General features: G+C 67.7%; 17 protein-coding genes and 1 tRNA gene. 6 read left to right on the forward strand and 12 right to left on the reverse strand.

Annotated features, from left to right (window positions below; translation table 11 throughout):
* Positions 1-451 precede the first annotated feature (451 nt).
* The 4 genes from rpsI to L1965_RS03350 all read right to left on the reverse strand — a co-directional run bounded on the left by rpsI (position 452) and on the right by L1965_RS03350 (position 2,510).
* A complete protein-coding gene (rpsI, locus tag L1965_RS03335) occupies positions 452-943 on the reverse strand; it encodes a 30S ribosomal protein S9 (protein WP_235755004.1) in 492 nt (163 codons plus the stop codon).
* Between the two features lie 2 nt (positions 944-945).
* Complete coding sequence (rplM, locus tag L1965_RS03340) at positions 946-1,410, reverse strand: 50S ribosomal protein L13 (protein ID WP_235755005.1); 465 nt, start codon at positions 1,408-1,410, stop codon at positions 946-948.
* Between the two features lie 156 nt (positions 1,411-1,566).
* Positions 1,567-1,986, reverse strand: a complete 420-nt coding sequence (locus tag L1965_RS03345) for a PaaI family thioesterase (RefSeq protein ID WP_235755006.1) — start codon at positions 1,984-1,986, stop codon at positions 1,567-1,569.
* A gap of 447 nt (positions 1,987-2,433) precedes the next feature.
* Positions 2,434-2,510: transfer RNA gene (locus L1965_RS03350), tRNA-Met, on the reverse strand.
* Between the two features lie 103 nt (positions 2,511-2,613).
* On the opposite strand from L1965_RS03350, the gene selD reads away from it, so the two are divergent.
* Positions 2,614-4,794, forward strand: a complete 2,181-nt coding sequence (selD, locus tag L1965_RS03355; protein WP_235755007.1) for a selenide, water dikinase SelD — start codon at positions 2,614-2,616, stop codon at positions 4,792-4,794.
* A gap of 169 nt (positions 4,795-4,963) precedes the next feature.
* Here the strand turns inward: selD and gltX are convergent, their stop codons facing one another.
* A complete protein-coding gene (gene gltX, locus L1965_RS03360; RefSeq protein WP_235755008.1) occupies positions 4,964-6,286 on the reverse strand; it encodes a glutamate--tRNA ligase in 1,323 nt (440 codons plus the stop codon).
* Between the two features lie 80 nt (positions 6,287-6,366).
* Between gltX and L1965_RS03365 the strand changes: the two genes are divergently transcribed.
* Both L1965_RS03365 and L1965_RS03370 read left to right on the forward strand, forming a co-directional pair.
* A complete protein-coding gene (locus tag L1965_RS03365) occupies positions 6,367-6,774 on the forward strand; it encodes a metallopeptidase family protein (protein ID WP_235755009.1) in 408 nt (135 codons plus the stop codon).
* Entirely contained in the window at positions 6,771-7,739 is a 969-nt protein-coding gene (locus L1965_RS03370; protein WP_235755010.1) for a 1-phosphofructokinase family hexose kinase, read from the forward strand. Before L1965_RS03365 ends, L1965_RS03370 begins: the two co-directional genes overlap by 4 nt.
* A gap of 63 nt (positions 7,740-7,802) precedes the next feature.
* On the opposite strand, the gene L1965_RS03375 is transcribed toward L1965_RS03370, so the two are convergent.
* Complete coding sequence (locus L1965_RS03375) at positions 7,803-8,129, reverse strand: DUF6280 family protein (protein ID WP_235755011.1); 327 nt, start codon at positions 8,127-8,129, stop codon at positions 7,803-7,805.
* 360 nt (positions 8,130-8,489) lie between these two features.
* On the opposite strand from L1965_RS03375, the gene efp reads away from it, so the two are divergent.
* A complete protein-coding gene (gene efp, locus L1965_RS03380; RefSeq protein WP_235755012.1) occupies positions 8,490-9,053 on the forward strand; it encodes an elongation factor P in 564 nt (187 codons plus the stop codon).
* A 300-nt stretch (positions 9,054-9,353) separates the two neighbouring features.
* Entirely contained in the window at positions 9,354-10,076 is a 723-nt protein-coding gene (locus tag L1965_RS03385; protein WP_235755013.1) for a sterol desaturase family protein, read from the forward strand.
* A 14-nt stretch (positions 10,077-10,090) separates the two neighbouring features.
* Here the strand turns inward: L1965_RS03385 and dinB are convergent, their stop codons facing one another.
* From dinB to L1965_RS03415, 6 genes are all read right to left on the reverse strand, one after another.
* Entirely contained in the window at positions 10,091-11,179 is a 1,089-nt protein-coding gene (gene dinB / locus L1965_RS03390; RefSeq protein WP_235755014.1) for a DNA polymerase IV, read from the reverse strand.
* A 14-nt stretch (positions 11,180-11,193) separates the two neighbouring features.
* Positions 11,194-11,913 carry a CAF17-like 4Fe-4S cluster assembly/insertion protein YgfZ gene (gene ygfZ, locus L1965_RS03395; RefSeq protein WP_235755015.1) on the reverse strand — a complete coding sequence of 240 codons (720 nt, stop codon included), beginning with the start codon at positions 11,911-11,913 and terminating at the stop codon, positions 11,194-11,196.
* Positions 11,910-13,658, reverse strand: a complete 1,749-nt coding sequence (locus L1965_RS03400) for an ABC transporter ATP-binding protein (protein WP_235755016.1) — start codon at positions 13,656-13,658, stop codon at positions 11,910-11,912. Before L1965_RS03400 ends, ygfZ begins: the two co-directional genes overlap by 4 nt.
* A 289-nt stretch (positions 13,659-13,947) precedes the next feature.
* Positions 13,948-14,343 carry a CopM family metallochaperone gene (copM, locus tag L1965_RS03405; RefSeq protein WP_235755017.1) on the reverse strand — a complete coding sequence of 132 codons (396 nt, stop codon included), beginning with the start codon at positions 14,341-14,343 and terminating at the stop codon, positions 13,948-13,950.
* 124 nt (positions 14,344-14,467) lie between these two features.
* Positions 14,468-15,037, reverse strand: coding sequence for an RsmD family RNA methyltransferase (locus L1965_RS03410; RefSeq protein WP_235755018.1), 570 nt, complete (start codon positions 15,035-15,037; stop codon positions 14,468-14,470).
* 88 nt (positions 15,038-15,125) lie between these two features.
* Positions 15,126-16,328, reverse strand: a complete 1,203-nt coding sequence (locus L1965_RS03415) for an NAD(P)/FAD-dependent oxidoreductase (RefSeq protein ID WP_235755583.1) — start codon at positions 16,326-16,328, stop codon at positions 15,126-15,128.
* A gap of 78 nt (positions 16,329-16,406) precedes the next feature.
* Here L1965_RS03415 and L1965_RS03420 point away from each other — a divergent pair, with 78 nt between their 5' ends.
* Positions 16,407-16,892 (forward strand): peroxiredoxin, encoded by a 486-nt coding sequence (locus L1965_RS03420; protein ID WP_235755019.1) that lies wholly within the window; start codon positions 16,407-16,409, stop codon positions 16,890-16,892.
* Positions 16,893-16,919 lie beyond the last annotated feature (27 nt).

Raw genomic sequence — 16,919 nt, forward strand, 5'->3', positions numbered from 1 at the left:
CGAAACAGCAAAACCAAGTCCCGCTATCCCGTCCCTCACAGCGTCTCCCGCCGTTCGGTGAAGCGGTATTTACGGACCAGAACCAAAACCCGCAAGAGGAAAATTGGGCCATCTGGTCATTTTTCGCACAAGCACATGAACTGTATGTATAAATTTACGACACTCATGTGACGTGCTGCGTCGCTGTCTTCGCCGGCGGCGCGGGATTCGCGCCTCACCCGGGCCATGATCGACCGAATCCGGATGGAATCACGCCCTCTTCAATCCCGATTCCGGCACCACGCACGCTGATCCGGTGGCGTTCCGCCACCGCATGGGTGCGCCTTTCCATCCGGCGCCCCTTGCCCCTGGCCCCTCCTCAAGCCGGTATCGGTTCTGGTTCGACGACGCGCCATGCAAAAGGCGCGACCCAACGGGCCGCGCCTTCCACGAGAATCGACAAGCGCAGGGATCAGCGCTTCGAGAACTGGAAGCTGCGGCGCGCTTTCGCCCGGCCGTATTTCTTCCGCTCGACGACGCGGCTGTCGCGGGTCAGGAAACCGGCGGCCTTGAGCGCGGCCCGCAGGCTGGGCTCGTGCAGCTGAAGGGCCTGGCTGATGCCATGCTTGACCGCGCCGGCCTGACCCGACAGGCCGCCGCCCTTGACGGTCGCCTGCACGTCGTATTGTCCGGCGACGCCAGCCACGTCGAAGGGCTGCTTCAGGATCATCTGCAGCACCGGACGGGCGAAGTAATCGTTGATGTCCTTGCCGTTCACGGTGACCTTGCCAGAGCCTGGCTTGACCCAGACGCGGGCAACGGCGTCCTTGCGCTTGCCGGTCGCATAGGCGCGGCCGTGCTGGTCGCGCTGCGGCTCGCGGCTGATCGCGGCCTCGGGCGCTGCCGCCTCGATGCCCGGTACTGCCGACTTCAGGTCGTCGAGTGTTTTGATGTCTTCAGCCATAATCACGCGCTCCGGGTGTTCTTGGCGTTCAGGACCTTGACGTCCAGAACTTCGGGCTGCTGAGCCTCGTGCGGGTGTTCGGTGCCCGCATAGACGCGCAGATGGGTCATCTGCTGCTTGCCCAGCTTGTTGCGGGTGATCATGCGTTCGACCGCCTTGATCACCACGCGCTCGGGATGCGCGCCTTCCAGCACCTGACGCGCGGTGCGGTGCTTGATGCCGCCCGGATGGCCGGTGTGCCAGAAGTATTTCTTGTCATCGCGCTTGCTGCCGGTCATCTGCACCTTGTCGGCGTTGATGACGATCACATTGTCGCCCATGTCCATGTGCGGCGTGAACGTCGGCTTGTGCTTGCCGCGCAGGCGGTTGGCGACGATCGTGGCGAGGCGACCCAGAACGACGCCCTCGGCGTCGATCAGGATCCACTTCTTCTCGATCTCCGCCGGTTTCGCGGTATAGGTCTTCATCTTTCGTCCCTTCAGGGTCGGTTTGCTGTTCGAGATGAGGGTATATCGAAAATCGCGCGCGCCGGGTCAAGAGGTATCATCTCGATTTTTATAAATACAATCAGGTGCTTGACAAATAGGTATTAAGATACCCCCGCACAAGCCGCCGGAATTCCGTTATTTCGGCGGAATCGCGTAGGTCATCGAACAGCGCGCAACCGGTTCGGACGCCCCGTCCGAGCCGATCAGTGCTTCGGCCACGGCAAGGACCCTGCCCAGCTTCAGGACACGGCATCGGGCGATCAGGTCCTTGCCCGCTTGCGGCTTGCGCATGAAATCGATCGAGGCGTTCGTCGTCACCGCCAGCGCGACCGGTCCGATCCGCGCGAGGATCGCGCAATAGACCGCCAGATCGGCCAGCGCGAAGATTGATGGTCCGCTGACGGTACCGCCGGGCCGCAGATGGGATTCGTCCACGATCAGTCGCGCCTGCAATCCGTCCTCATCCACGCTATCGACACGGTACTGACCCGCCACCTGCGGAAAATCGCGGGCCAGAAAGGCGTTCAGTGCGTCGGCATCCATCGCGATCGTCATGTTTTTCCCCTGCTCAGTGGCGCCCCACGTTTCAGGCAAAGAGGGAGGAGATCAAGATGCAGCACAGTCTTACGCAGCGACAATGCGTTTGTCGGGAGGCAGAGCCCGGCACCGAAAAGACCGTCGAATCGGGCTGCGGGCGTCATCGTCATGCAGGCCCGCATGACGCACACCGCAACTTGCGCGGCATCGCAGCGACGTCCGGCAGCTTGAGGTCACGCAGCACCCGGACGAGGTCTGCGCGCGGATGAAAGCAGCGAAGTCCGGGCCCAACGCCCGCGCATCAACCTTGTGCCCCGTCGCGGGCTTGATGCCGCGATGGGCCCCTTCCCGGATCCGATAGCCGATCCGCAGGTCAAGCGTGGGATTGGGGAGTCTTCGCAAGACGGGCAGATCTGCCTGACCCGAGGGCCGTCCCGAGAAACATCAGGGAATTGCAGGGTGCGATGGTAGCGGAGGAGGGATTTGAACCCCCGACACAAGGATTATGATTCCTCTGCTCTAACCAACTGAGCTACTCCGCCACGAGTGCTGGGCGATTTAAGGGGTGGCGCCGGGGGCGTCAAGCGGTTTTCTTGACGCTCTGACCGCCAGCCTTCCGGCGAAGCGGAACACGAAGGAGTCGCGATGAAACTCGACATTCCCGCCTCTCGCGATCTGGTGCTGGTCGGCGGTGGCCACAGCCACGCGCTGCTGCTGCGCATGTGGGGGATGCAACCCCTGGCGGGCGCGCGCGTCACGCTGATAAACCCGCACCCGGTGGCCGAGTATTCGGGAATGCTGCCGGGCTTCGTGGCCGGACTTTATGATCGCGACCTGCTGACGATCGATCTCGTGAAGCTGGCGCGGCATGCCGGGGCGCGCCTGATCCTCGACCGTGCGACCGGCCTCGACACGGCTTCCGGCCAGGTGCAACTGGCCGGGCGCGGGCCGGTCGCATACGACATCGCGTCGCTGGACGTCGGCGTCGCGACGATTCCGCCGGATCTGCCGGGCTTTGCCCAGCACGCGCTGCCCCTCAAGCCCACTTCGCAATTCGTCGAACGCTGGCAGGATTTCGCGGCCTCGGGCGGCGGCAGGATCGTGATCATCGGCGGCGGCCTTGCGGGGGTCGAGATCGCCCTTGCCGCCAGGCGCCGCCTGCCCCACGCGCCCGTCACGGTCATCGAGGCCGACGCAACCCCCCTGCGCGAACTGTCCACGCCCGCACGTCGACATGTGCTGGTGCGCGCGGCTGCCGCGAGGATCGACCTGATCTGTGGAAGCCCCGTCACCGAAATCTCCGCGAGGTCCGTTCAGCTTGCCGACGGCCGGACGCTGCCCGCGCAGCTCATCGTGGGCGCTGCCGGAGGCTGGACTCCCGACTGGCTTGGCGCGACCGGGTTGAGGATGCAGGGCGACCGAATCCTCGTCGACGACAGGCTGGCGACCTCGGACGGGCAGGTCTTCGCGACCGGCGATTGCGCGATCCTGTCTGACGCTCCCAGGCCGCAGGCCGGCGTCTTTGCGGTCAGGCAGGCACCCGTGCTGGCCGCGAATCTGCGGGCCGCGCTGACGGGGCGAGGGCGGCAGCGCCGCTTCCGGCCCCAGAGGGACTGGCTGCGGCTGATCGCTGCCGGGGGGGACGCGGTCGCGGACAAGTGGGGACTGGGCGTTGGCGGAGGCTGGGTCTGGCACTGGAAGGACCGGATCGACCGTCGATTCATGGCCATGCTGCACGACCTGCCGAAAATGCCCCCTCCCGCCCTGCCCCGGCAGATGGCGCTCGGGGCGCGCGACGCCATGGGCGACAAGCCGCTCTGCGGAGGATGTGGCGCCAAGATGGGCCGGGCGGCGCTGCAGCGCGTTCTGCTTGCACAAGCCTCGCCGCGTCGGCACGACATCCTGACCGGTCCGGGCGACGACGCCGCAGTCATCCAGATGGGCGATCTGCGACAGGTGTTGACCACCGACCACCTGCGCGCCTTCGTCCTGGACCCTGCATTGATGGCCCGCATCGCGGCGCTGCATGCGCTGGGGGATATCCGGGCAATGGGTGCCCAGCCGCAATCGGCGCTGATCCAGGTGACACTGCCGCGCCTGTCCGAACCCTTGCAGGAGCGGACCCTGACGGAAATCATGGACGCAGCGGCGCAGGTGCTGGACGCGGCAGGCGCGCCGATCGTGGGTGGACACAGCTCGACCGGGGCCGAGATGACCATCGGCTTCTCGCTGACCGGAACGGCCCGCGACCCGATCGGCCAGACCGCAAGACCCGGCGACGTGCTCATCCTGACCAAGCCGATAGGAACCGGGGTGGTGCTCGCCGCCGAGATGATCGGGGCCGCACCCGGCAGGGCCGTCGCCGCGGCCTGGGACTGGATGTCGCGCGATCAGGCCCATGCGGCCCGCATCCTCGGCCAGGACCCGAGCGACCTGCGCGCCCGGGCGATGACCGATCTGACCGGCTTCGGGCTGGCCGGCCACCTGGCCGGCATCGCCGAGGCGTCCGGCGCGCGCATCACGATCGCGCTCGACCGGTTGCCGCTGATCGACGGGGCAGAGACATTGTCAGCGGCCGGACATCACAGCTCGCTTTACGCCGCCAACCGTTCCGCCACGCTTGGCCTGGTTCAGGTCCCCGCGACCGCGCGCGGCCGGCTGGTCTTCGACCCTCAGACCTCGGGCGGCCTTATTGCCGCCCTGCCGGCCGCGCGGGCCGAAGCGGCGCTTGCCGCAATTCACGCGGCAGGCGACGACGCCTGGATCGTCGGCGAGGTCGGGCACGGTCCCGCCGAAGTCCTGTTCCGCCAGCATGAACCTGACTGAAGACCGCATCACGGCCGTCCCACTGACCGCAGCCCGATGAAAGCCGGGCAATCGACCGCCCGGCCATGCCGCTCGTCTTCGGTCTGGAAATATCTCCGGAGGTCCGGGGGCGGGCAGCCCCCGGGGCGGCGCGGGACGCAAACCCGGCGCCTCGGCCGGCCGCGTCCGCTCAGCCGCGTGCCTTCACGACGCGCAGCAGCGGCATCAGCTCGGACATGTCCGGTCCGTGCGCCTGCCCGGTCACGGCCTTGCGCAAGGGCATGAACAGCGACTTGCCCTTCCGGCCGGTCGCCTGTTTCACCCGCCCGGTCCAGTCAGACCAGCTCGTGTCATCATAGGGCGGAGGCGGCAACAGGGTCATCGCCTCGGCAACGAAGCCGGCGTCCTCGGGGTCGATCTGCGGCTCGGCGCCCTCGCTGATGATCCTCCACCAGCCGGCGAGATCGTCCATGGTGGTGATGTTCCCCGACGCCACCCGCCAGAAACGCTCGGCCTGGTCCTGCGGCACGCCCAGGCCCGCGATCCTGTCGCGGACCGCCTCGAAGGGCTGGGACTGGTTCTGCTCGCGGGTCAGGGGCCACAGATCCTCGGCATCGAACTTCGTCGGCGAGGCACCGAACTGCGACAGCTCGAACCGGGCCGCCAATTCGTCAAGGCTGGCCAGCGTGACCGGCTGGCCCGACCCCAGGCGCGCCATCAGCGACAGCAGCGCCTCGGGCGCGACGCCGGCCTCGCGCAGGTCCTTGAGCGACAGCGCGCCGATGCGCTTCGACAGCTCTTCGCCCCTGGCGCCCGTCAGCAGGCTGTGATGCGCGAAGGCCGGAGGCGTGCCGCCGATCGCACGGATGATCTGGATCTGCGTCGCGGTGTTCGTGACATGGTCCGATCCGCGCACGATATCGGTCACGCCCATGTCGGTATCGTCGACGCTGCTGGCAAAGGTATAAAGAACCTGCCCGTCCGCGCGGATCAGCACCGGATCGCTGACCGAGGCCGCGTCGATCGAGATGTCGCCCAGGATGCCATCGACCCATTCGATCCGCTCGTGATCCAGCCGAAAGCGCCAGTAACCTTCGCGCCCCTCCGCCCGCAGCCGGTCGCGATCGGCATCGGACAGATGCAGCCCGGTGCGGTCATAGACCGGCGGCTTGCCCATGTTCAGCTGTTTCTTGCGCTTCAGGTCCAGTTCGGTCGGGGTCTCGAAGACCTCGTAAAGCCGGCCTGTCGCCTTCAGTTCGTCGGCCATCTCGGCATAGCGGTCGAGCCGCAGCGACTGCCGCTCGACCCGGTCCCAATGCAGGCCAAGCCAGTCCAGATCGCGCTTGATGCCGTCGACATATTCCTCTTTCGAGCGTTCCCGGTCGGTGTCGTCCAGCCGCAGAATGAACGTGCCGCCCGCCTTTCGCGCGATCAGGAAGTTGAACAGCGCAGTCCGAAGATTGCCGACATGGATATGTCCGGTGGGCGACGGGGCGAAACGGGTGGTGGTCATGGCGGATCTCCTGTTGCCGATGCTCTTTCACAGCCGGCGTTTTTTGTCCATATCGGGGTGGCAACCCCTGGGAGGTGCGGATGACGGACTGGGAAGGGCTTCGCGCCCCCGATGCCACCGAGATCGAGGTGATGGCACGCGCCGCGCTGGCGACGTTGCCGGCCCGGTTCGCCGGCCACGCGCATGACGTGGCGATCCGGGTCGCCGAATTCGCGTCCGAGGAGGTGCTGGACGAGTTGCAGATCGACGATCCGTTCGAACTGACCGGGCTTTATGACGGAATCCCGGTGACCGAGAAATCCGTCGGCGACCAGCCCGGCGGGCCCGACATCGTCTGGCTGTATCGTCGGCCGCTTCTGGATGAATGGGCCGCGCGCGGCGATGTCACGCTGGGGCAGCTTGTCGCGCATGTCGTCACGCATGAGCTGGCCCACCATTTCGGCTGGTCCGACGATGATATCGCGCGGATCGACAGGTGGTGGGAATGAGCCCCGACCCGGTCGCTGCGCAGGCGCCGATCCTGACCGTCACGCTCAACCCGGCCCTGGACCTTTCGACCGCCGCCGAGCAGGTGCGCCCCGGCCTGAAGCTGCGCTGCGACAAGCCGGTGGTCGATCCGGGCGGCGGCGGCATCAATGTCAGTCGCGCGATCAAGATCATGGGCGGGTCTTCGACCGCGATGGTGGCTCTGGGCGGCGCGACCGGCACCCGCATCGCCGAGATGCTGAAATCCGACGGCCTGTCGCTGGTGCGCCTGACCGCGCCGGGCGAGACCCGGCAATCGCTGGCCGTCACCGACCGCTCGACCGGCGAACAGTATCGCTTCGTGCTTCCGGGCCCGGAATGGCACACAACCCATGTCGCGGACATGATGTCGGCGATCACCGAAAAGGCGCGAGCCGGCGGCTGGGTCGTCGTGTCGGGATCGAACCCGCCCGGCGTTGCGCCGGGTTTTGAACAGATGCTGACGGTGCGCCTGAAGGACGGGCGCGCGAAGCTGTTGGTCGATACTTCGGGCGAGGCGCTGCGGCTGCTGGCCGGATCGTCGATTCCGGTGGACGTGCTGCGGATGGACAGCCACGAAGCCGAGGAGCTGGCGGGCCGCAGCCTGCCGCTGCGCAGTGACAGCGCAGCATTCGCGGCGGGCCTGGTCAAGGATGGCGCAGCGAAGTCGGTGATCGTGGCGCGCGGCGCCGATGGCTCGGTCATCGCCGGACCGGGGGGGGCCTGGCATGCCGAGGCGGCGCGGGTCCCGGTGGTCAGTGCCGTCGGCGCGGGCGACAGCTTCGTGGCGGGCTTCGTGCTGGCGATGGCCCGCGACTGGCCGGTACAGGAGGCCCTGGCGATGGGCGCTTCGGCGGCTGCGGCCGCAGTCATGACCCCGGCCACCGAACTGTGCCATGCCCATGACGTCGATCGCCTGTTCGCGGACCGGCTCATCACCCGGCTGTAACGTCGCGAAATCAGAAAGGCCGCCCCGAACGGGCGGCCTTGCAGCGCCTTGCGGCACGATCTGTCAGGCGGCTTCGGCTTCCTCGGCCTCGGCGGCCATGCGGCGTTCGCTTTCCTCGCGCGACAGCGCCACCGAGGTGCGTACGCCCTTGGACACGAAATCCATCAATCCCTTGACGACCCGTTCGTTCGGATCGATTCCGGCGCAGCTGAGAACCTCGCGGCCATCACGCGACCGCGCCCAGCGGGCGATCTGCTCGGGGCCGTTGCCGTATTTCTTGTCGTCGGCGATGGCATCGTCCAGCGCCGCCAGAACCACCGCAGCGAACAGCTTGCGGGCACGCTGGCCTTGTTCGAAGTTGAAAGCTGAGCCGTCTACAAAATCGCGCATTACATCCGTCCATATATTGGGCCCGGGAGTCGCCCGGGCCTTGCGGGGCTACATCGCCAGAACCCGCATCGTTTATTTCCGTTTCTCCGACGGTGCAGCCTGACTAGACCAGTTCGACACCGATTCGATATTGCCTCGACTGCATGGCTGCCATGCATAACCTGCATTACAGGAAAAACTCAGGTAAATTTTACCACTTCATCGTTGGTTCGTCGGGATTTGTCCTCGGCTCCCGCCTTGACAACGTGCAAAACCCGTTTCGGTTGCCTCTGTCCGCAGCCCCCGATATAGGGGCGCGGCAGCGTCGTTCAACGCCCGGACGGCCCGATTTCCCGAAACATCCCCAACGAGTTTTCCCCCATGCCCAAGATCAACGGCAACGAAATCCGCCCCGGCAACGTGCTGGAGCATGACGGTGGCCTGTGGGCCGCCGTCAAGGTCAACCACGTCAAGCCCGGCAAGGGTGGCGCCTTCGCCCAGGTCGAGATGAAGAACCTGCGCGATGGCCGCAAGCTGAACGAACGCTTCCGCAGCGAAGACAAGGTGGAACGGGTCCGACTGGACCAGAAGGACCAGCAATTCCTGTATGAAAGCGACGGCAAGCTGGTCTTCATGGACAGCGAGACCTTCGAGCAGACCGAGCTTGACGCCGAATTGCTGGGCGATCGCCGCCCGTTCCTGCAGGACGGCATGACCGCCACGATCGAGTATTACGGCGACGAGGCGCTGTCGGTGTCGATCCCGCAGAAAGTCACCTGCAAGGTCACCGAGACCGAGCCGGTGGTGAAGGGCCAGACGGCCGCCAACAGCTACAAGCCCGCCATCCTCGACAACGGCGTCCGCATCATGATCCCGCCCTTCGTGGGCGAGGGCGAGGATATCGTCGTCAACACCGAACTGTTCGAGTACAGCGAACGCGCCTGAGCGCCACTTGCGCGACAGAGGAACCCCCGCGGCCGCGTGTCGCGGGGTTCTTCATGTCGAAACGGGCGCCGCAACGGGCCGCGCGTTGCATCGGCTGTGCGCGCACCCCCCGGATCGCCCGGCTTTGCGATCTGGCCAGCAAATGCTGGCAAGAACCGGCGCACAAAGCGTGCACTGCGGATGCACCGGACAGGCACAGCCTGTACACCGCTTGCGGGCGTTGCGCGGCTGCCGTTGCATCGCCATTGACCCGATGCAGCCCCAAGGGCGATTCTGCAGGCAGGCAGGAGGGAGGACGCGATGATTCCGACATTGCGGGTGCTGATCCACATGGGCGCGCTGCAAAGGCTGGCGCCGTTCTTCATCGCCGGGCTGGTGCTGATGCTGTGGCATTTCGATGTCTGGCTGCTGCTGGCCGTGGCCTATGGCATCGTCGCGCAGTTCGGCGTCGAATACGCGATGCACCGGTTCCTGCTGCATCGGCCGCCGCCCGCCGAGCAAGGCCCCTTCAACGAGCTTTACCGCAGCCATATCGGCCATCACGAATTTCCCGCCGAGGCCGAGTTCTTCACCGGCGGCGACCACTGGTATGCGATCCGCTTCGGCCTGATCTCGGTCGGACTGCACATGCTGGTCCTGCTGCCCTTCGCGGGGCTGGGTGCGGCGTTCCTGTGGTCCTGGGTCGCGGTCTTCGTGGGGTCGGTCGCGGCCTTCGCCTTCTATGAATACTGCCACACGCTGGCGCATCTGGACGTGCCGAAGGAATGGTTCGGCAGGCAGGTGACCCATGCCCATCTGCGCCACCATTTCAACGACCACGAAACGAATTTCCACGTCAGCTTCGGCACCGGCTGGATCGACCGCCTGTTCGGCACCGCCTATGACAAGGACACCGCCCGGGCGCGGTTCGACCGCAAGACGATCCTGTCGATGGGCATGGACCCCGAGGACCTGCGGCTGGTCACCGCGCGCAAGGCCTATGGCCTGCCGCCGCGTCCCGCAGCCGGTCATGCCCGGCGATAGCGGCGCGCAGCGGATCAGCCGAACAGGTCCAGCTGCGCGTCGTCCCGGCGATCGTCATGGTCGAAGCCGGACAGGGTGATCCCCAGCAGGCGCGCACCACGCGGATCGGGCAGCACCGTCGCGGCAAGCGCGCGCGCGATGGCCAGCATCTCGGCCTCGCCGGCCACCGGCCGGTTCAGGGTCCGGGCGCGGGTGATCTGCTGAAAATCCGAGAACTTGACCTTGAGCGTGACCGTCCGGCCCTGCAATTCATGCTTGCCGACATGGCGCCAGACCTTGTCGGCCAGCGCCGCCAGCGCCTCGTCCGCCTGATCCAGGGTCATCAGGTCGGCGTGATAGGTGTTCTCGGCCCCGACCGATTTGCGGATCCGGTCGGGGCGCACCTGCCGGTGATCGATGCCGCGCGAGATGTTCCAGTAATAGCGCCCCGACTTGCCGAAGCGCCGGGTCAGGAAATCCAGGTCCTGGGCGCGCAGATCGGCGCCGGTCAGGATGCCCATGGCGTTCATCCTGGCCGCGGTCGCGGGACCGATGCCGTGGAACCGGCCGACCGGCAGCGTCAACACGAAGTCGGGCCCCCGGTCGGGGGTGATGACGCACAGCCCGTCGGGCTTGTTCTGGTCCGAGGCCAGCTTGGCCAGGAACTTGTTGTAGCTGACGCCGGCGCTGGCCGTCAGCCCGGTCGCCTGGCGGATGCGCGCGCGGATGTCGCGGGCGACCTGCGTCGCGGTCTGGCCGGGCCACAGATGGTCGGTGACATCCAGATAGGCCTCGTCCAGCGACAGCGGCTCGATCAGCGGCGTATAATCGGCGAAGATGTCGCGGATCTGGGCGCTGACGGCGCGATAGACGTCAAAACGGTGCCGCACGAAGATCAGGTCGGGGCACAGCCGCGAAGCGGTGACCGACGGCATCGCCGAGCGGACGCCGAAGACCCGCGCCTCGTAGCTGGCGGCCGCGACCACGCCGCGCAGGGACGAGCCGCCGACCGCGACCGGCTTGCCGCGCAGATCGGGATTGTCGCGCTGTTCGACCGAAGCATAGAACGCGTCCATGTCGATATGGATGATCTTGCGCAGCACCGGCTGCGCATCGGGGGCCATGTCGGCCCCTGCGCTCATTCGGTGAAGACGCGGGCCGGTCCGGCCTCCATCCCCTCGCCCAGCCGGTCGAAGCGGACATGGGCGATGCCCCGGCCGCCCGACTGGGTGTAGAGCACGCCGACATCGCGGCCCTCGCGGGTGATCTTCGTGCCGACCGGGGCCTCGCCGGTCACGCCCAGAACGGTCAGGCCCTTGCGCAGTTCGGTCTTGTGCTTCATCCGCGCCGTGACCTCTTGTCCGACATAACAGCCCTTGCGGAAATCGACGCCGTGCAGCCGTTCGAACCCGGTTTCAAGGATGAAGCTGTCGTTGGGGATCAGTTCGACCAGGGTTTCGGGGATGCAGTGTTCGACGCGGATCGCATCCCAGTCGCTGCCGTCATCGCCCGCCTGGCCGTAAAGCCGCCAGCCAAGGGCCGGATGGCGCGGGTCCGCGATCGCGCCGTCGGGGGCCGGGCCGGTCCCGCGCGCCACGGGCAGGTCGGTCGGATGCAGTTCGACCTTGGAACGCAGCTTGTACATCGACAGGCGCCGCAGCAGGTCGTCGGCCAGGCCGGCGTGGACATCCAGCAGCAGCGCGTCATCATCGGGCACGATCAGGAAATCGGCCAGATACTTGCCCTGCGGGGTCAGCATCGCGGCCCAGCAGGGTGCGCGGTTCACGTCGTTGGTGACCAGGCCTTGCAGGAATTCGACGCGGTCCTCGCCGCTGACGCGGATGATCTGGCGGGTCATGTCTGTTCTCCGAATTGCAGGTCGACGAGGCGGGCATAAGCCGCGCCGTTTGCCATCAACTGGTCATGGCTGCCCTGCTCGACAACCCTTCCGGCCTCGATCACCACGATCTTGTCGGCGTTGCGGATGGTCGACAGCCGGTGCGCGATCACCAGCGTGGTGCGACCTCGCGACAGCCGGTCCAGCGCCTGCTGCACCAGCCGTTCGCTGACCGTATCCAGCGCGCTGGTCGCCTCGTCCAGCAGCAGCACGGGCGCGTCGCGCAGGACCGCGCGGGCGATCGCGATCCGCTGACGCTGGCCGCCCGACAAGGACGAGCCGCGCGGCCCGGCGGCACTGTCCAGCCCGTTCGCCAGCCCGGCGAGGAATTCGCTGACATGGGCGGTTTCCAGCGCCTCTGCCAGTGCGGACGGGTCGGCGTCGGGGCGGCCCATGGTGATGTTGTCGCGCAGCGATTCGTCGAACAGCGCGGATTCCTGGGCGACGGTCGAGAACTGGTCGCGCAGCACCGCCAGATCGTATTCGGCCACCGGCACGCCGCCCATCAGGACCTGGCCGCGATCCGGATCGACCATCCGCGTCAGCAGGTTGAAGACCGTCGACTTGCCTGCCCCCGACGGTCCGACCAGCGCGGTGGTCCGCCCCGCCTCGGCCGTGAACTGCAAGCCGCGCAGCACCGGCTGGCCGTCATAGGACAGCCAGACATCGCGCAGCACGATCGAGGTGTCGGTCGGCGGCTCACGGCGCGGGCCGGACAGGATCGTGGGCTGCGTGTCGAATACCTCGTAGATCCGTTCGAGGCTGGCTGCGGCGGTCTGCCAGATGCCGGCCATGCTGCCCAGCCGCCGCATCGGCTGGAAGGCCAGCGCCAGCGCGGTGAAGAAGGACATGAAATCCCCGATGCTGCGCTCGCCCTGCATGACCTCGTTGCCGCCCAGCGCCAGCACGGCGACGAACCCGATCCCGGTCACGATGTCGGTCAGCGCCGGAATGACGCTGCTGGTCGCTGCGACCTTGACCTGGGCCTTGCGGATGTTTTCCACGATCGCGCCGAAGCGCCGTGTCTGGTCGGCCTCGGCGCGGTTCAGCCTGATCGAGACGATGCCGTGCAGCACCTCGTCAAGGCGGGTGGCGCGCTGGCTGGCGTTCAAGCGATTCTGGCGCATCTTGCGACGGATATAACGCTGCACCAGCGCGGCGGGCGCGATCAGCAGCGGCGCGCCGATCATCGCGCCCAGCGTCCAGACCGGATCGACGGTCAGCGCCACCCCGAACAGCATCACCAGCGAGATCGCGTCCCGCGTGGCGCCGGTCAGCAGGGTCGCCCAGATGCCCTGCACGGCGGCCGTGTCGCCCTGGATGCGCTCGATCAGCGCGCCGGGAGAGTTGTCGCGGAAGAACCGACCGTCCAGCGTCAGGATATGGGCCAGCAGATCGACCTGCATCCGCGTCGCGATCGACAGCGAGATCTTGGTCAGCAACGACCGGCTGGCGACCAGCGTGACGGCCCGCAACAGGAAGATCCCGAAGATCGCCCCGCCGACCCACCAGATCGCGCCCGGCTGCTTGCCGACGAACACCAGATCGAACAGCGGCTTCAACATCCACGAAATCAGCGCCAGCGTCGAACCTTCCAGCGCCATCAGCACGAAGGCCAGCATCATCGCCGCGCGATGACGGCGCAGGTAGTCCGACCACAGCCTGCGGAACAGCGAGGGCATGGGCGAGGGATCTGTCTGGGCCATGGCTGCGCTTGCCTCCTTGGGCGGATCGTCCTGACGCCCAGCCATAGCCCGTGCCGTCCATCGCGGGCAAGGCACCGGCAGCCCTGGGCGGGCGGCGACGGGCTGCCAGACCGATCGCGCGACCAGCGTGGCCGCGCATATCTCGCCGGTTCGCGCGGCGATGGCCGGGCACCCCGCGCTGCTGGTCGTGAACGCGATCGCGTCACCGGGATGCACGCCGATGATGATGGACGACCGGGGCCTCGACCAGCGGATCGCGGCCAGCCAGAAGGGCGGCGCGCCCGGGGGGCTATCGGGACGGCGCGTTGGTCGAAAGCCAGTCCTGCAGGAACCGGATTTCGGATTGCTGGGCCTCGATCACCTGTTCGGCCAGATGGCGGATCTGCGGATCGTCGCCGTGTTCCAGCACCTCGCGCGCCATGTCGATCGCGCCCTCGTGATGCGGGATCATGCCGCGGGCGAAATCCACGTCGGCATCGCCGCTGGGTTCGATCGCCATGCCGTGCCGCATGCGTGCCATCGCCTCGGACATGGCATGGGTCGCGGCGGTATCGGCGGCGTGATCGGCGGCGTGGTCGTGCTGGGCCGCCGAATCGGTGGCCTGCGCGGCCGGCGCATAGGCGCCGAAGGCAAGGGCGAACAGGATCGGGCTGAGACTTGCGGCGCTGCGGGTCGAACGGGTCATGGTTTTCTTCCGGATGGTTTCTGGCGAGGGTCGGGTGAGCCCAGATGTGACTGCACGGCCCGAAGCCGCAACCCAAGGCTGCCGCGCCGGTCATCACGATCCGGCGACGTCGCCCCGGCTCGGGTCAGTCCGCCGCCGGCATCCGCGCCAGGGTGACCACGCTGCCGCCGTAACGGCGCTGGTCGATCCGCACCAGCGGTGGCGGAACCGGGACGGGCTGGGCGTCCTCCCACACGATGATGGCGCCGGGCGCGACCCAGCCGCCGTCCAGCGCCGAGGCGACGGCACGCTGGCCCAGGCCCTTGCCGTAAGGCGGGTCGAGAAAGATCAGACCGTAGGGCGCGTCGCGGTTCGGACCCAGTCGCGTGGCGTCGCGCCGCCAGATATCGGTCGCTCCCATGGCCCGGGCGCGTTCGACATTGGCCCGGATCAGGGCCCGCGCCGTCACCCCGTCATCGACGAAGACCGCCCGCGCCGCGCCACGCGACAGCGCCTCGAGCCCCAGCGCGCCGGTGCCCGCGAACAGGTCCAGCACCCGGGCGCCCGGCACCGGATCGCCATGCGTGCCGTTGATCAGCAGGTTGAAGATCGCCTCGCGGACCCGGTCGGTGGTCGGGCGCAGATGCGCCGCCGCGTCGCCCGCGGCCAAGTCGGCGAGTTTCAGGCCGCGCAGGCTGCCGCCGACGATCCTCATGGATGCGTCCCGCGGCCGAGCGGGGCTGTCTGCCCCCCATCCGGCTGACGCCGGCTTCCCGCCAAGGATCGTTCCCGACCGAAGATCCTCACAGCAGCGCCTTGAGATCGGGTGTTTCGGCGAGGGTTTGCGGATCGGGCGAGCGGCCGGCCTCGATCAGGCGCTTGCCGATCATGTAGGCGCGGGCGTCGTTCAGCGCGTCCACGGCGATCAGCCGGTCGCGCCGATAATACCAGACCGAGCCGCCATGCCGGCCGTCGCCCGGTCGGGTGACGATGCGATCATGGCCGGCGCCCAGCCCGGCGATCTGCAACTTGGCGTCGAACTGGTCGGACCAGAACCACGGCTTCGCGACATAGGCACGATCCGCGCCGAGCATGTTGTCGGCCACGGTCTCGGCCATGTCGATGGCGCCGCCGACGCTTTCCAGCCGGATCCGCTCGCCCTCGAACGGAAAGCTGGCGCAGTCGCCGGCCGCCCAGATCGCCGGATCGGAGCTGCGACCCCGGTCATCGGTGAGGATGCCGTTATCGATGGCCAGCCCGGCCTCGTGCGCCAGCCGGGTCTCGGGCAGGACTCCGATGCCGGTCACGATCAGGTCGGCCGGCAATTCGCGCCCGTCCGCCAGCGCGACGCCGGTGGCGCGGTCGGTCCCGGTGATCCGTTGCAGGCTGGCCGATTCCATGATGGTCACGCCGTGCGCCTGATGCAGCGCGCGGATCATGTCGGCCGTTTCCGTGGCGGCGACGCGGCCAAGGATGCGCGGCGCGGATTCGAGCACCGTCACCTCGAGGTCCAGCTTGCGCGCGACCGCCGCGGCCTCCAGCCCGATATAGCCGCCGCCGATCACGATCAGCCGGCGGCCGGGTCGCATCGAAGGGGCCAGCGCATCGACATCGGCAAGGCTGCGGATCACATACACCCCGGAAAGATGTCCGCCCGCCGCCTCGGGCAGGCGGCGCGGGCGGGCCCCGAGCGTCAGCGCCAGCGCGTCATAGGCCAGGCTGCCACGATCGGTCGTGACCAGCCGGGACGCCGTGTCGATGGCGGTGGCCGTCTCGGACAGGCGCAGGTCTATCCGCTGGTCGGTCCACCATTCGGGGGCGCGCAGCAGCAGCCGCTCCAGCCCCATCTGCCCAAGCAGGTAGGCCTTGGACAGCGGCGGGCGCTGATAGGGCGCCACGGGCTCGGCCCCGACCACGGTCAGCGGGCCGTCATGCCCCCGGGCCCGCAGCCGCGCCGCCATCGAGGCCGCCGCCTGCCCTGCCCCTAGGATCACGATACGCATCAGCTGTTCCCGCCGCTGGCCTGTCTTCGGGACCCAGCCTATAGTCGCGGCGAATCCGTTGCAATTCATGGAGAACGCGCGATGAGCATCCAGGCTGGAGAGAGTTTCCCCGAAGGCAATCTGCTGCGGGCCGGCGAGAACGGCCCCGAGACCGTGCCGACCGCCGAACTGGCCACCGGCCGGGTGGCGATCTTCGGCCTGCCGGGCGCCTTTACCGGCACCTGCACCAACGCCCACATGCCCAGCTTTGTCCGCACCGCCTCGCAGTTTCGCGACAAGGGCATCAGCCGGATCGTCTGCCTGACCGTGAACGATCCCTTCGTCTGCGCGACCTGGGCGCAGTCCACCGGCGCGACCGAGGCCGGAATCGAGGTGCTGGCTGACGCCGATGGCAGTGTGACCCGCGCCCTGGGACTTGATTTCGACGCGCCTCCGGCCGGGCTTTTCGGCCGCTGCAAGCGCTTTGCCGCGCTGCTTCAGGACGGCAGGGTCGAAGTCATCGAGATCGAGGATTCGCCCGGCGCATGCAGCGTCAGTGCCGGCGAGGCGCTGCTGGAGAAAGCCTGAGGGCGGCGCGGCGGCTGGCGCGCCGAT

Origin of the sequence: Paracoccus salsus, assembly GCF_021556615.1 — a bacterium.
GTDB lineage: Bacteria > Pseudomonadota > Alphaproteobacteria > Rhodobacterales > Rhodobacteraceae > Paracoccus > Paracoccus salsus.